Genomic DNA, 13,181 nt, shown 5'->3' on the forward strand with positions numbered 1-13,181 from the left:
GGATGGAACCGTTAAACGCGCTTGTCAGTGTCACAAATTTCATGCTGATCCCGGCGCTTGCCTATGGCAGCCAGCTGGCACTTGGGGCGCTGGGGATCACGCTGATTTATTCGATCCTGCGCTTTGCGCATTTTGCACATGGCGATACCATGGCGTTGGGAACGGCGGCGGTCATCGGGGGCACCTTCTTTTTGCAGGCGCAAGGTGTCAGCATTGCCCCGCTGCCCACCGCGGTGCTGGCCATCCCGTTCGGGATGGTGGTTTTGATTGGGTATCTGCTGATCGCCGACCGTCTGGTGTATCGCTATTACCGGAAGGTCAAGGCCAAACCGATGATCTTCGTCATGGCTTCGCTTGGGGTCATGTTTGTGACAAATGGCATTACGCGGCTGTTCATGGGGGTCGGTGAAACCCGTTTTGAGGATGGCGAGCGGTTCATCTTCTCGGTCCGGGATTTCCGCGATTTCACCGGACTGGCCGAAGGGATGGCGTTACGCAATGCGCAGGCGCTGACCATCATCACGGCCCTGATCGGCATGGTGGTGTTGTTTTGGTTCCTGAACCGCACACGGGCGGGAAAATCCATGCGCGCCTATTCCGATAACGAGGATCTGGCGCTGCTGTCAGGGATCAACCCTGAACGTGTGGTCATCATTACATGGGTGATTACCGGTATGCTGCTGGTGACTGCAGGCACGCTTTACGGGCTGGACAAGGGGTTTCGCCCCTTCAACTATTTCCAGCTGCTGCTGCCCATGTTCGCCGCGGCCATTCTGGGGGGGCTTGGGTCGCCTGTGGGGGCCATTGTGGGCGCCTATATCGTGGCCTTCGCGGAAATGGGCATAACCTATGCATGGCGACGGGTGTTCAGCTACCTGATGCCCGAAGGGCTGGAGCCGACATCCATGATGCAGCTGTTGCCAGTGGATTATAAGTTTGCCGTCACCTTCGCAATTCTGGTGATTGTGCTGTTGTTCCGGCCAACAGGTATTTTCAAGGGGAAAGTGCTATGAACCTGAGCGCGCGCGATCTGGGTCTGTTTGCGCTGATGGGGGCTGTTCTGGCGATGGTCGGCCTGTTCCAAAGCTGGCAACTGGCCATAACCATTCTGAACATGAGCCTGATTTCCGCCATCATGGCGCTGGGTGTGAACATGCAATGGGGCTATGCAGGCCTGTTCAATGTGGGGGTCGTGGGGTTTACCGCTGTGGGCGGGTTGGCCGTGGTTCTGGTGGCACAGCCGCCAGTGCCGGAAGCGTGGGCCGCAGGGGGGCTTGGCATTTTGCTGGGGCTGATGCTGGGGGTGGCAACCATTCTGGCGGCCATTGCCGTATACAAACGCATGACACCCGGCAAGCTGCGCGGTGCGGCCATTGCTGGCGTTCTGGCGGTTGGGTATTTGCTGACAAGCTATGTGTTCGGCCCGGCCAAAAGTGCTGTGCAAGCCGTCAATCCGGCATCCGAGGGGTATTTGGGCGGGTTGAACATGCCCGTTATTCTGGCATGGCCTGTTGGCGCGGTGTTTGCTGCGGGGGTTGCGTGGCTGGTGGGCAAGGTCAGTCTGGGCCTGCGGTCGGACTATCTGGCCATTGCCACATTGGGCATATCGGAAATCGTCATTGCCGTGATGAAACATGAGCGCTGGCTGGCGCGCGGGGTTAATAATGTGACCGGGATTGACCGCCCCGTGCCCCGCCCGGTGGATTTGCAACCGCAACCTTGGGTGCAATCGCTGGCCGAAACACTGGGCTGGAATGTGTCGCAAACTGCTTCTGTCCTCTCGGGGTTGGGATATGCGGGCTTGTTCATTCTTGTGCTGGCGCTGCTGATGTGGCTTGCGGAACGGGCGCTGAATTCCCCATGGGGCCGCATGATGCGCGCCATCCGCGACAATGAAGTGTCAGCGCGTGCCATGGGCAAGAATGTCACCAAACGACACCTGAATATTTTTGTGCTAGGGTCGGCTGTCTGCGGGTTGGCCGGCGCCATGATGGTGTCCATGGACGGGCAGCTTACGCCGGGCAGCTATGAGCCGCTGCGCTTTACCTTCCTGATCTGGGTGATGGTGATTGTCGGCGGGTCAGGCAATAACTGGGGGGCTGTTCTGGGCGCGTTCGTGATATGGTTCCTGTGGGTGCAGGTGGAACCGGCGGGGCGGTGGTTCATGGAAGTGGTGACATCGGGCATGGCGGACGGGTCCGACCTGAAACAGCATTTGCTGGGGTCTGCGGCCTATATGCGGCTTCTGACCATGGGGGTGGCGCTGCTGCTGATGCTGCGCTTTGCGCCGCGTGGCCTGATACCGGAACGCTGATGCACGCGCCTTGCGCCATAGTGCTGCCCGCCGCCGGGCTGGCGCGGCGCATGCGTGGCGGGGACAAGCTGCTGGAGCAGATCGAGGGCCAGGCCCTGTTGCGCCATGTGGCCCAACGGGCCTTGCAGGCCAGCGCGCATGTGGCCGTGACCCTGCGGGTGGGGGCAGCGCAGCGCGCGGCTGTGCTTGCGGGGCTGCCCGTGACGGTCCTGAGTGTTCCCGATGCGGATGAAGGTATGGCGGCCAGCCTGCGGGTGGCCGCAAACTGGGGGCTGGCTGCGCCGGTGGATGCCCTGATGATTGCCCTGCCCGATATGCCCGATATCACATCTGATGATTTCCGCACCCTGATCGCGGCGCAGCAGGCCCGGCCTGATGACTGCCTGCGCGCCGCCACATCCGACAACCGCCCCGGTCATCCGGTGATTGTGCCACGGGCGCTGTTGCGCGATATGCTGGCCCTTGCGGGCGATCAAGGGGCGCGCGATATTCTACGCGCCCATCCCCCGCGACTGCACCCGTTGGAGGGCATGCGCGCGCTGACCGATCTGGACACACCGGAAGACTGGCAGGCATGGCGCAAGGCCCAGTCCTGAAATACTCAGCCCGTCCCCAAGCGCGCCTTGTTCAGCGCCAGCCAATAGGCGGACTGAATCAGCGGTCCGTTGCGCACCTCACCACTGACAATCAGCGCCATCAATTGCGCAAAAGGAATGACATGACTGCGGATATCCTCGGCCTCGGCGGCCAGTCCTGACACACCTTCATTGTCGCGCGACAGGTCACACAGCGCGACATAGGAATACAGATATTCGGAAATCGCGCCGGGTGACGGATAAAACGCCCCAACTGGCAAAAGCGCATCGTGGCGCACGACAAGCCGCGCTTCTTCCTGTGTTTCGCGCAAGGCCGCTTCTTCGGGCGTTTCGCCTGCATCAATGCGCCCGGCAATGGGTTCCAGCGACCAGCAATTCACATCGCCCCGGATATACGGCCCATACCGGAACTGTTCGATAATCAACACCAGATCCAGCACAGGGTCATAGGGCAGCAATGTGACAGCATCGCTCATGACGAAACCCGCGCGCCGGATCAGTCCGCTTGCGCGGCCATCAAAGCGCTGGAAGGTCAGGTCATCGACCTGCACGCCAAAGAAATACGCATAAGGCTGCATGCGCTGTTGGGACACCACATCATCGCGGTTCCAGTTTCCGCGCAGGGTTGCGGGCTGCACGTCACGGGCGGCGCGCAATTGTGACGCCGCATGCGCAAGCAACATCGGGTAGCGCACCTTCAGCGCCTCGGGGCCGTAAACAGCGCGCAGGGCGAACACTTCGCGCGCGGCCAAAACTGCGGCTTCGGCATGACGCGCGCACCAGCGCGAAAACGACCACGGCGCGCATATCTCGGGCGGCGCGTCAGGGGCGCGGTATATCTGCGCCTGAACCGCCGCCCCGTCGCACAGCACTGTCACTGTGTCGCGGGCATAATCAAATAGCCCTTCGTAAAAATCCAGTCTGGCGCGCGTGGCATCATCAAGGGCCACCAAAACCCCGTCAACTTGCGCATCATGGCTGTTGGCAAGGGCCGGATAGCCCGACTGATCAACCAGCGCGGCCCCCGGCAGGACAGCTGCCTGTCCCACATGCGCCGCGCCCAGCACCACAGCGCGCAAACCGTCATGACGCAAGGGGCCAAACAGGAATATATGCGTTGTCATCGATCAAACCGCCGTGCTTCTGCCCAACGAAAAACAATGGTCAGGGCAATTCCGCATATAACCGTCATTCCCCCCAGAAGCAGCAGGAAATCTGTGTCTGACATCCGGCGCAAATGATCCAGACATGCCCCGACAAAGCCAAGAAACGCCCCTTCCAGACTGGAATAGCGCATTCGATACCCCTGCCAGAACACATGATAACTGCCAAACAGCGCCAAGGCCAAGAAAAGCGTCAGGATAACACCCTGTAATGTCTGGAATATTGACTGCAAAACATTCGCGGAAACATGCCTGCCCACATACCGCCACCCCACAAGCGCCGCGATGGCGGCCAGATACAGGCTGCCATCCATGCGTCGGGGGGGGTGGTCATACAGCAGCACATACCGCTCGCCTGCATAAAAAGCGAGGGCGGCGAACAAGACCGCTGCGGCCAGTCTGGTCAGTGTGGGCATATAGGGTCATCCGGTGTCATACCAGACCTTACTACGTGGTGTTCATGCGCTTCACAACCACGCGGCTGGCGCATCCGATCAGCTTTTGTCCGGGCGTTGCAAGACCAGCTGCGTGACATCGCAACTACCAGAGCGAAACGCCCCTGCGCAGGATGTCAGATAGAATTCCCACATCCGGCGAAAGCGCGCGTCATATCCAAGGGCCGAAATCCGGGGCCATTGTTCAGTGAAGCTATGGTGCCACCGGCGCAGGGTTTCGGAATAGCTGGCGCCGAAATCATGGGTGTCGATATAGGCCAAGCCACTGCTTTCAGCCACTTTGCGAACCGGGCCGGGCGCGCCCAGCATACCACCGGGGAATATATACTTTTGAATAAAATCAACGTGTTTTCGATAAAACTTAAACCTGTCATCCGGCACCATGATAATCTGAATAACCGCCTTTGCGCCTGGTTTCAGCAAGTCATGCACGGATTTGAAATAGGCGGGCCAATACGCCTCGCCCACGGCCTCGAACATTTCGATTGACGCGATGGCGTCATACTGGCCGCGCGTGTCGCGGTAATCCTGCAGGCGGATATCCACGCGATCCTGCACTCCGGCGGCTTGCATACGCGCCACAGCGTAATCATGCTGCGCCTGCGAAATGGTCAGGCCCGTCACCTTCAGCCCGCGTTTGACGGCGGCATATTCGGCAAATCCGCCCCAGCCGCAGCCAATTTCCAGCACGCTGTCACCGGGCTTCACGCCCATTCTGTCCACCATGGCGGCATATTTCGCTTCTTGCGCGGCTTCCAGACTTTCCTGCCCTGTCTGAAACAGAGCCGAAGAATAGGTCATGCTGTCATCAAGCCACAGCTTGTAAAAATCATTTCCAAGATCATAGTGATAGGCGATGTTTTTGCGTGCCTGCGTTTTGGAATTGCTGCGCAGCCAATGGCGCACACGTTCCATGGCGCGCACCAGTTTCATGGGCAGCACTTCGTCATAAAGCGACGGGTTGTCGTCATTGATCAGGTCCATGAACGCCTGCAGGTCAGGCGTGCTCCAGCCGCCTTCCATGTAGCTTTCGGAAAACCCGATATCCCCCTCGCGCACAAGCCGCGCGAACAGGTCCGCGTCATGCACAGTGATCGCAGCATGAAAGCCCGGCAACTTGCCCTGAAAACGGAAAATCCGGCCATCTGGCAAGGTGACATCCAACCGGCCCTTGTTCAACCGCGCGGCCATTGCATGGGCAGCACCAAAAAACCGCGGCAAGTTTTCCTGATTATCAAGTGTTGTCAGAACCTGTGGTATCATGGTGTCGCATGATATTGTATCATCGCGCATTGGCAATACGATCCTTGTCCCTGTGGTATTTTCAAGAGTTTTTGTTGTGCTGATAGGCGTCCAGCGCCCTGTTGCGCCCTGTTGCCAGATCAACCAGCGGGGCGGGGCGCGTGTCATTGGGGCTCAGGCCCCAGGCGCGCGGGCAGGCCTCAAAAAACGATGTGGCCGTGGGCGGCGGGGTGCGGCTTAGTTCGGCAATCCACGCCTTGCGGTAGCGTTGATGCGAATCGAATTTCTGCGCCTGTGTATCGGGGTTGAAAATTCTGAAATAGGGGGCGGCATCGGGGCCGGACCCTGCCACCCATTGCCACCCCATGGCATTGGCGGCCGGGTCCCAGTCAACAAGGCATTGCGCGAACCAGTCCAGCCCAACGCGCCAATGCACCAGCATGTGTTTTGTCAGATAGGACGCCACCAGCATACGCGCGCGGTTATGCATGCGGCCGGTCACATACATTTCGCGCATCGCTGCATCGACCACGTCAATGCCTGTGCGCCCCTGTTTCCAGCGCAGCACATCTGCGCTGTCGCCATTGCCCCACGGGAACCTGTCCCACCCGTCGCGCCAGTTGCTATGGGTTATGTGGGGTGTATGGAACACAAGGTGATAGGCGAATTCGCGCCAGACCAGTTCCTTCAGGAAATGCTCGGCGCCGGGGTTTCCAGCGTCCAGCGCATGCCGCCCGGCATGCCACAACGCGACCGGGCTGATTTCACCATAGGTCAGATTCTCGGACAGGCCCGAACAGGCGTCCTGATCCAGGAAATCCCGCTTCTCCTTGTAGTGTGCAATAGTGCTGGCGATGAACCTGTCCAGCCGCGCGCGGGCCGCATCCTCGCCAATCCGCAGATGTGGCAGCACCACAGCCGCGCCACGATTCATAGCGCGCCCCATCCCCCAATCTGCCAGCGTGTCGCTGGCAGGCCAGGTTTCGGGCGGGTGTATCTGGTCGGGCGCGGCCAGATGCGGCGCAACATCCAGGTCTTTGACCGCACGCCAGAACGGGGAATAAACCTGATAGAACTTGCCCTGCCCTGTTTGCACCTGCCAGGGTTCAAACAGCAGATGTCCGGGAAAACTTCGGGCTTCGGTCCCGTTGTCGCGCAATGCCTGTTTCACTGCCTTGTCGCGTTCAACCTGCGTGGGGTCATATTGGCGCCCCCACCAAACCGCTGATGCGCCTGTCTGCCTGACCAGATCGCGCAGCACCTCAACCGCATCCCCTTTGCGCAGGATCAGCCGCGCGCCGATACGTTCCAGATTTCTGGCAAATTCCTCCAGCCCCAGCCCAAGGCGCCATCTGGGCGCTGCGCCCAAACCTTCTACAAGACTGTCATAAATGAATACCGCAATCACCGGCCGCCCCGATGACACAGCCGCGTGTAGCGCGGGATTATCAGCCAGACGCAAATCCCGCCGAACCCACCAGATAACAGGGGAAATCTGTGTCACGTTTCCTCAAGCTTCATCTTGCTAAAAATACTCATATCACCACGCGGGAGCGTTCTTCCCTTCCGGCCCTTACAAAACCTGATCTAGCGCCAGAATTAATGCGTCAAGATCATCGGGGGTGGTATAATGAACAAATGACAGCCGCAGAACACCCCTTGCGGGATCAATCTGAAGGGCTTGCAACGCACGGTTGGCATAGAAGCTGCCGCCGCCCGCCATGATACCCAGCGCGCCAAGCGCCTGCGCCAGATCGCCCCCCGCCCGCGCATGTTCCAGCGCCACAGTGGGCGCGCGGGCATCCGCCGCCTGTGGGCCGATCAGGCGCAGGTCGTTACGGCCGCTTACATACTCCAGCAAGGGGCGCAGCAGCACCGTTTCATGCGCGCGCATCATGTCATGCACCTGCCCCATACGTGTGGCGGCATCCGGCTGTGGACCTGTGCCAAAATGATGGGCATGCAGCGCATCGAAATAATCGGCCATGCCCGCGCAGGCGGCAATCTGGGCATGGTCCGGCCCTGCGGGGGTAAGCCGTTTATAAAGCGTGTCAGCGTTGAAATAATGCGCCTGATTGGGCAATTGCAGGCCCAGCTCACGCCGCACCACCATAAGGCCCTGATGTGGCCCATAAGTCTTATAGGCGGAAAACAAATATATATCGGCCCCCAGCGCCCCCACATCAGGCAAGCCATGCGGGGCATAGGACACCCCGTCCACGCAGGACCAGATTGCCTGTTGCCTTAGGGCCGCGCAGAGTTGCGCGACAGGATTGATTTCACCCACGATGTTGGAACAATGGGGAAAACACACCAGCCGCACCTTGTCATCAATCAAGCGCCACAGCGCGTCAGGGTCCAGATGGCCGCTGGCCGGATCGATCTGCCATTCGCGCACGTCAATTCCCCGCGCGGCCAGACGCCGCCATGGGCCTGAATTGGCCTCATGGTCTTGATTGGTGACGATAACGGCATCCCCCGGCGACAGCATTTCGCCAAAGGCTTGGGCCAGAACATAGGTGTTTGCAGTGCTTGAGGGTCCGAAACTCAACTCATCGGTGTCGACACCCATCATTGCGGCCAGCCGGGTGCGCGCTTCGTCCATTTCAGCGCCCGCAAGGCGCGACGCCGCATAGGCACCATAGGGCTGAACCTTGCGTTGCGTATAATAGCGAAACAGCCGGTCAATCACTGGCTTGCAGGTATAGGACCCGCCCGCATTTTCAAAAAAGCGCTGCCCCGCCAGTTCAGGCTGCTCAAAGGCGGGGAACATGGCGCGCACAAAATCAAGGTCCAGAACAGGCAAGGTCATGTGGGGGCTTTCTTTCTTCCGGCTGTTGGCGTCACTTTGCGTTGGCAATGCGCCGGGCACAACCCGTTGCGTGGGGGGGGTGGACAAAACGTCCCCCACCCCAAAGCTAGCCTGCGCCCAGAATTACCCGGACATAGTGCTGCGTTTCCGCAAAGGGCGGGATGCCGCCATGCGCCTCGACCGCGCCGGGCCCTGCGTTATAGGCCGCAAGCGCCAGCCGCCAATCCCCGAACTTGTCATACATCATGCGCAGATACCGCGCGCCGCCATCCAGGTTCTGTTGCGGGTCGTGGGGGTCCACACGCAGCATTTGCGCCGTTGCCGGCATAAGCTGCGCAAGCCCGATCGCCCCCTTATGCGACACAGCCGCCGCGTTCCAGCGGCTTTCCTGATGGACAAGGCGCAAAAACAGGTCTTCGGGTATATTGTGCCTGCGTGCCGCGCTGCGGGCAATTTCGGCAAATGCGCCCGCATCCGGGCCGGAATACCGCGGAATAACGGGGTCATCGCGGGACTGGTCGCGGGCATTTGGCAATAACCGCACCGACGCCGAATATTGCTGCGACAAGCGCCCATCGATCACGCGCGCCGCGCGCGACACCACATCTGACCGCCCCGCGCTGTCATTGCCGCGCGACAAGCTAAGCCCCTGCCCCAACCCGCTGGACGGGGCAAACGCAACAAGGGCCGCAAGGCCGGATGTAAACAATATCGCACGCATCATCGCAGTAGATACTGCAAATCCCGCAACAGCACTATCCCAAAATGACCACCCTGCCCCTGCTCGCACAGGCTTCTTTTTGCTGCCGGTCCGCGAAAGACCCGGATTCCCTGCTTTACGCCGCGCGACCAATGAGGGAAAACAGCGTTTGACAGCAAATGCAGATTCTAGAACACGCAGGGGGCAAAAATGGCTGGATCGGTGAACAAGGTAATACTGGTTGGCAATCTGGGGCGCGATCCGGAAGTGCGCACATTCCCTGATGGCGGCAAAATCTGCAACCTGCGCATTGCCACATCCGAACGCTGGCGCGACCGCGCGTCGGGCGAACAGCGCGAACGCACCGAATGGCACAATGTCGTGCTGCGCGGCGACGGGCTGGTGCGCGTGGCCGAGCAGTATTTGCGCAAAGGGTCGAAAATCTATGTGGAAGGCACGCTGCAAACCCGCAAATGGCAGGACCAAAGCGGTCAGGACCGCTATTCCACTGATGTGGTGGTCGCGGGCATGGGCGGCACATTGACCATGCTTGACGGGCGCGGCGACGGGGGCGGCGGGTCTGGCGGCGGCGCTGCAGGTGGTGGCGGTGGCGGGGGCTATGACCGCGATCAGGGCTATGGGGCCAGCTATGGCGGGTCTGGCAGTTCCGCACCTTCCGGCCCGTCCGACATGGATGATGAAATTCCGTTCTAAGCCCCGCTTGACGGGTCCGGCGTCTTGGGGTAACGAGACGCCATTGCGGGTGTAGCTCAATGGTAGAGCGAGAGCTTCCCAAGCTCCAGACGAGGGTTCGATTCCCTTCACCCGCTCCATCCCACATTGTCACGCTGGCACCGTGCATAAACTGCGCCGCGCAAGGATGGCACAGTTTCAGGGGCCGGATTGGCCAGACGAAGGGGCGGTTATGGTATCTTCTTCCTTCAACGGGGTGCGTGGCTGGGTTTTTGACCTTGATAATACACTGTATCCCCCCGAAATCCGGCTGTTCGACCAAATTGAGAAGCGCATGGTCGCCTTCGTCATGCAGGAATTGAAGGTGGATCATGCCGCAGCCAACCAGTTGCGGCGCGACTACTGGGCCACATATGGCACCACCTTGGCGGGGTTGATGCGCAAGCATGACATGGACCCTGTGCGCTATCTGCAAGATGTGCATGACATTGATTTTTCCGTGATCGCGCCGGACCCTGAGCTGCGCAACCGGATATCCAACCTGCCGGGCCGAAAAATCGTCTATACCAACGGGTCCCGCGGCTATGCCCACAAGGTGCTGGAAGCGCGCGGGCTGGCGGGCATTTTTGACGCGGTGTATGGGGTTGAGAATGCCAATTACCAGCCCAAACCCGAACGTGCGGCCTTTGAACATGTGTTCGGCCTTGACGGGCTGGACATCAGCACCGCAGCCATGTTCGAAGATGACCCCCGCAACCTTGCTGCGCCCTATGCAATGGGAATGCGCACCGTGCATGTCGCGCCTGCCCCCCATGACGCGCCGTTCATTCACCATCATACGGACAACCTGACGGGCTTTCTGGCACAATTGTCCTGACGGGCCGTGCAGGTCCGGCGCGGCAACATGCCACGCTGCATTGCAGCGCAATAAAAACTATGTCCCCGGTAAACCAATACCGGAGATAGTGAATATGACAATGACCGCCACCCAACCCGCCCAATCCGCGACATTCCTGAAAAACGAGCCTTGGGGCATTTGGGCGGGCGTGCTGTTTGTGATTGCCACATTGGTGACCGCCACTGTGACGATGGGCTTGCCCGGTCTGGTGCTGGTCATGGTGCCGGCCGCGTTGGGGATGTTGGTCTTGTTGTGCTTCATCGTCTTTGGCTGACAGGTGCGGCGCAACACAATTTCTGCCTGCATCCTTTGGCCGCATTGCACTTGCGCGTCACAACGTTAATGTCTGTCCCTGATTGAATATTGGGGACAAGGCATGCGCGAAACATTCGACATTGTGGTTTCTGGTGGCGGAATTGCCGGATTGACGGCTGCCGCCGCCTTCGGGTCGCAGGGTTACCATGTGCTGTGTGTGGACCCCACCCCCCCCATCATGGCCGAGGCCGACCCCGCATCCGACCTGCGCACAACGGCCTTCTTGCAGCCCTCTGTCAGGGTGCTGGAACTGGCGGGGCTTTGGCCGCGCTTTGCCGCGCATGCAACCCCGCTTCAGGTGATGCGTATTGTTGATGCGGGCGGCGAAACCCATGAACCCCGCGTCAGCCATGACTTCAACGCAGCTGATATTTCAGACCAACCCTTTGGCTGGAACCTGCCCAACTGGCTTTTGCGGCGCGAATGCGTGGCCAGATTGCAGGACTTGCCCAATGTCACCTTCCGCCCCGGCATTGGCACCAAATCCCTGACCACACGCGAAACTGCCGCCCTGATTGGCCTGACAGATGGCACCATGGTTGCGGCAAAACTGCTGATTGCGGCGGACGGGCGCAATTCGCCCATGCGCGCGGCCTTGGATATCGGGGTGCGAACAACGCGCTTTGGGCAAAAGGCGCTGGCCTTTGCCGTGACGCACCCTGTTGCGCATGACAATGTATCGACTGAAATTCACCGCTCTGGCGGGCCGTTTACGCTGGTGCCGCTGCCCGACCGGGACGGCACGCCCTGTTCAGCCGTCGTCTGGATGGAAACCGGACCAGAGGTGGCCCGTCTGGCCGCCTTGCCAGAAGACGCATTCGCGGCCGAGATGAACCTGCGGTCCTGTGGGGTGTTGGGGCAATTGCATCTGGTGACCCGCCGGACAGTATGGCCAATCATCAGCCAGATTGCCGAGCGATTTTATGGCGAACGCACGGCATTGATGGCCGAAGCGGCCCATGTCGTGCCCCCGATTGGTGCGCAGGGGTTGAACATGTCACTGGCCGATCTGACAGCATTGGTGGACATTGCCACCCCCGAAACGCTGGGGTCACCCAAAATGCTGCGCGCCTATCACAACCGGCGCTACCCTGATGTCGCCTTGCGCGTGGCCGGTGTGGGCCTGCTGAACCGCGCGTCCATGATTGACGCCCGGCCCTTGCGCGACATGCGCGCGAAAATGCTGGATGCGATGTATTCAACGGCCCCCGTGCGGCACACGCTCATGAAAATGGGCATCGGCGTCAGGCAGTGACGCGCAGCCCTTTTGTGCGGGCGCAATGCTGCGCAAGTCCGGCGCTGATGGCCGCGTTCATCAAGTGGTATGTCGGGCTTGCGGGAATGTGGCGAACTATGCCTTGAACTGCGGCCCGGCACTGCCTATCTTCGGGGTTGGCAGGTGCTGCTCTTCTCGTGCGTAGCCCTTTTCCAGTGGCCCATAAGCAACTCCGAGGGAGCTGGCTCTGGCATGGTCCTGGCCATGTTATCTGGCGCCCACCTGAACACTCAGGCTCTCGGGAAATTCACGCCACCACGGTCGCTGCGGGCCTGCCACCTACCGCGCGCGCATGACACCTGACGGTGTGGGCTGTTTATACCGAACTGATCGCGCTCGAAATGTGTTATTTCACCGAAATACGAACTGGCACAGGGTCAGTATGGCGCACGCCATCGCCGCCATGGTCATCATCATCGTCATCATCTTCAAACCCCATCCGCATGATTCGAATGGCAAATTGCACGCCAGCAAATACCAGCCCATTGAAGAAGAAGATCAGAAACAACCCCAATAGCCCGTCACTGGACCCGAAAACCAGACGTTGCAGGTTGCCGATGTTGAAATAGATCAGGATCGCGGTGAACACCGCCGACAGGCCAAACCCTATCGCCACCTGCTGGATATAGACCTTGATAAGCTTGGGCATGATGTGTTCCTGACCTTATTATATTCAATGATAGGCATGCAATGCGCAAAAACAAGGGACTTGTTGCG

Annotated in this window: 14 protein-coding genes and 1 tRNA gene; 8 read left to right on the plus strand and 7 right to left on the minus strand. The window is 59.9% G+C overall.

Annotated elements, in window-relative coordinates:
- Window positions 1-2: 2 nt before the first annotated feature.
- Genes ACTZWY_RS16030 through ACTZWY_RS16040 form a run of 3 tightly spaced genes read left to right on the plus strand, consistent with a single transcriptional unit; the run spans window position 3 to window position 2,910 of the window.
- On the plus strand, window positions 3-1,013 hold the full coding sequence (locus ACTZWY_RS16030; protein ID WP_444791715.1) for a branched-chain amino acid ABC transporter permease: 1,011 nt from the start codon (window positions 3-5) through the stop codon (window positions 1,011-1,013).
- Window positions 1,010-2,314: a branched-chain amino acid ABC transporter permease gene (locus tag ACTZWY_RS16035; protein ID WP_444791716.1), complete on the plus strand. Its 1,305-nt coding sequence runs from the start codon at window positions 1,010-1,012 to the stop codon at window positions 2,312-2,314. The genes ACTZWY_RS16030 and ACTZWY_RS16035 overlap by 4 nt, the downstream gene beginning before the upstream one ends.
- The gene (locus ACTZWY_RS16040) at window positions 2,314-2,910 is read left to right on the plus strand and encodes a nucleotidyltransferase family protein (RefSeq protein WP_444791717.1); all 597 of its coding nucleotides are present in this window, start codon (window positions 2,314-2,316) and stop codon (window positions 2,908-2,910) included. The genes ACTZWY_RS16035 and ACTZWY_RS16040 overlap by 1 nt, the downstream gene beginning before the upstream one ends.
- 5 nt (window positions 2,911-2,915) lie before the next feature.
- On the opposite strand, the gene ACTZWY_RS16045 is transcribed toward ACTZWY_RS16040, so the two are convergent.
- The 6 genes from ACTZWY_RS16045 to ACTZWY_RS16070 all read right to left on the minus strand — a co-directional run bounded on the left by ACTZWY_RS16045 (window position 2,916) and on the right by ACTZWY_RS16070 (window position 9,303).
- The gene (locus ACTZWY_RS16045) at window positions 2,916-4,034 is read right to left on the minus strand and encodes a gamma-glutamylcyclotransferase (protein ID WP_444791718.1); all 1,119 of its coding nucleotides are present in this window, start codon (window positions 4,032-4,034) and stop codon (window positions 2,916-2,918) included.
- Entirely contained in the window at window positions 4,031-4,489 is a 459-nt protein-coding gene (locus ACTZWY_RS16050) for a TrgA family protein (RefSeq protein ID WP_444791719.1), read from the minus strand. The genes ACTZWY_RS16045 and ACTZWY_RS16050 overlap by 4 nt, the downstream gene beginning before the upstream one ends.
- A gap of 78 nt (window positions 4,490-4,567) precedes the next feature.
- Window positions 4,568-5,821: a class I SAM-dependent methyltransferase gene (locus ACTZWY_RS16055; protein ID WP_444791720.1), complete on the minus strand. Its 1,254-nt coding sequence runs from the start codon at window positions 5,819-5,821 to the stop codon at window positions 4,568-4,570.
- Window positions 5,822-5,852: 31 nt separating this feature from the next.
- Window positions 5,853-7,274 carry a cryptochrome/photolyase family protein gene (locus ACTZWY_RS16060; RefSeq protein ID WP_444791721.1) on the minus strand — a complete coding sequence of 474 codons (1,422 nt, stop codon included), beginning with the start codon at window positions 7,272-7,274 and terminating at the stop codon, window positions 5,853-5,855.
- A 69-nt stretch (window positions 7,275-7,343) separates the two neighbouring features.
- Window positions 7,344-8,582 (minus strand): aminotransferase class V-fold PLP-dependent enzyme, encoded by a 1,239-nt coding sequence (locus ACTZWY_RS16065; protein ID WP_444791722.1) that lies wholly within the window; start codon window positions 8,580-8,582, stop codon window positions 7,344-7,346.
- Between the two features lie 106 nt (window positions 8,583-8,688).
- Entirely contained in the window at window positions 8,689-9,303 is a 615-nt protein-coding gene (locus tag ACTZWY_RS16070) for a lytic transglycosylase domain-containing protein (RefSeq protein WP_444791753.1), read from the minus strand.
- A 189-nt stretch (window positions 9,304-9,492) separates the two neighbouring features.
- On the opposite strand from ACTZWY_RS16070, the gene ssb reads away from it, so the two are divergent.
- From ssb to ACTZWY_RS16095, 5 genes are all read left to right on the plus strand, one after another.
- On the plus strand, window positions 9,493-9,996 hold the full coding sequence (gene ssb, locus ACTZWY_RS16075; protein WP_444791723.1) for a single-stranded DNA-binding protein: 504 nt from the start codon (window positions 9,493-9,495) through the stop codon (window positions 9,994-9,996).
- Window positions 9,997-10,041: 45 nt separating this feature from the next.
- Window positions 10,042-10,115: transfer RNA gene (locus tag ACTZWY_RS16080), tRNA-Gly, on the plus strand.
- A 92-nt stretch (window positions 10,116-10,207) separates the two neighbouring features.
- Window positions 10,208-10,852 (plus strand): pyrimidine 5'-nucleotidase, encoded by a 645-nt coding sequence (locus ACTZWY_RS16085; protein ID WP_444791724.1) that lies wholly within the window; start codon window positions 10,208-10,210, stop codon window positions 10,850-10,852.
- Window positions 10,853-10,946: 94 nt separating this feature from the next.
- A complete protein-coding gene (locus ACTZWY_RS16090; protein WP_444791725.1) occupies window positions 10,947-11,147 on the plus strand; it encodes a hypothetical protein in 201 nt (66 codons plus the stop codon).
- Window positions 11,148-11,249: 102 nt separating this feature from the next.
- Entirely contained in the window at window positions 11,250-12,443 is a 1,194-nt protein-coding gene (locus ACTZWY_RS16095) for a UbiH/UbiF family hydroxylase (RefSeq protein WP_444791726.1), read from the plus strand.
- A gap of 367 nt (window positions 12,444-12,810) precedes the next feature.
- On the opposite strand, the gene ACTZWY_RS16100 is transcribed toward ACTZWY_RS16095, so the two are convergent.
- Window positions 12,811-13,113 (minus strand): hypothetical protein, encoded by a 303-nt coding sequence (locus ACTZWY_RS16100; protein ID WP_444791727.1) that lies wholly within the window; start codon window positions 13,111-13,113, stop codon window positions 12,811-12,813.
- Window positions 13,114-13,181 lie beyond the last annotated feature (68 nt).

Source organism: Roseinatronobacter sp. NSM (assembly GCF_052379845.1).
Lineage (GTDB): Bacteria > Pseudomonadota > Alphaproteobacteria > Rhodobacterales > Rhodobacteraceae > Roseinatronobacter.

Excerpts from the sequence above, each read along its gene's own strand:
- ACTZWY_RS16040 (WP_444791717.1), top strand. The coding sequence starts at position 2,314 with ATGCACGCGCCTTGCGCCATAGTGCTGCCCGCCGCCGGGCTGGCGCGG.
- ACTZWY_RS16100 (WP_444791727.1), bottom strand. The coding sequence starts at position 13,113 with ATGCCCAAGCTTATCAAGGTCTATATCCAGCAGGTGGCGATAGGGTTT.
- ACTZWY_RS16045 (WP_444791718.1), bottom strand. The coding sequence starts at position 4,034 with ATGACAACGCATATATTCCTGTTTGGCCCCTTGCGTCATGACGGTTTG.
- ACTZWY_RS16090 (WP_444791725.1), top strand. The coding sequence starts at position 10,947 with ATGACAATGACCGCCACCCAACCCGCCCAATCCGCGACATTCCTGAAA.
- ssb (WP_444791723.1), top strand. The coding sequence starts at position 9,493 with ATGGCTGGATCGGTGAACAAGGTAATACTGGTTGGCAATCTGGGGCGC.
- ACTZWY_RS16070 (WP_444791753.1), bottom strand. The coding sequence starts at position 9,303 with ATGCGTGCGATATTGTTTACATCCGGCCTTGCGGCCCTTGTTGCGTTT.
- ACTZWY_RS16030 (WP_444791715.1), top strand. The coding sequence starts at position 3 with ATGGAACCGTTAAACGCGCTTGTCAGTGTCACAAATTTCATGCTGATC.
- ACTZWY_RS16095 (WP_444791726.1), top strand. The coding sequence starts at position 11,250 with ATGCGCGAAACATTCGACATTGTGGTTTCTGGTGGCGGAATTGCCGGA.
- ACTZWY_RS16065 (WP_444791722.1), bottom strand. The coding sequence starts at position 8,582 with ATGACCTTGCCTGTTCTGGACCTTGATTTTGTGCGCGCCATGTTCCCC.
- ACTZWY_RS16085 (WP_444791724.1), top strand. The coding sequence starts at position 10,208 with ATGGTATCTTCTTCCTTCAACGGGGTGCGTGGCTGGGTTTTTGACCTT.
- ACTZWY_RS16050 (WP_444791719.1), bottom strand. The coding sequence starts at position 4,489 with ATGCCCACACTGACCAGACTGGCCGCAGCGGTCTTGTTCGCCGCCCTC.
- ACTZWY_RS16055 (WP_444791720.1), bottom strand. The coding sequence starts at position 5,821 with ATGCGCGATGATACAATATCATGCGACACCATGATACCACAGGTTCTG.
- ACTZWY_RS16035 (WP_444791716.1), top strand. The coding sequence starts at position 1,010 with ATGAACCTGAGCGCGCGCGATCTGGGTCTGTTTGCGCTGATGGGGGCT.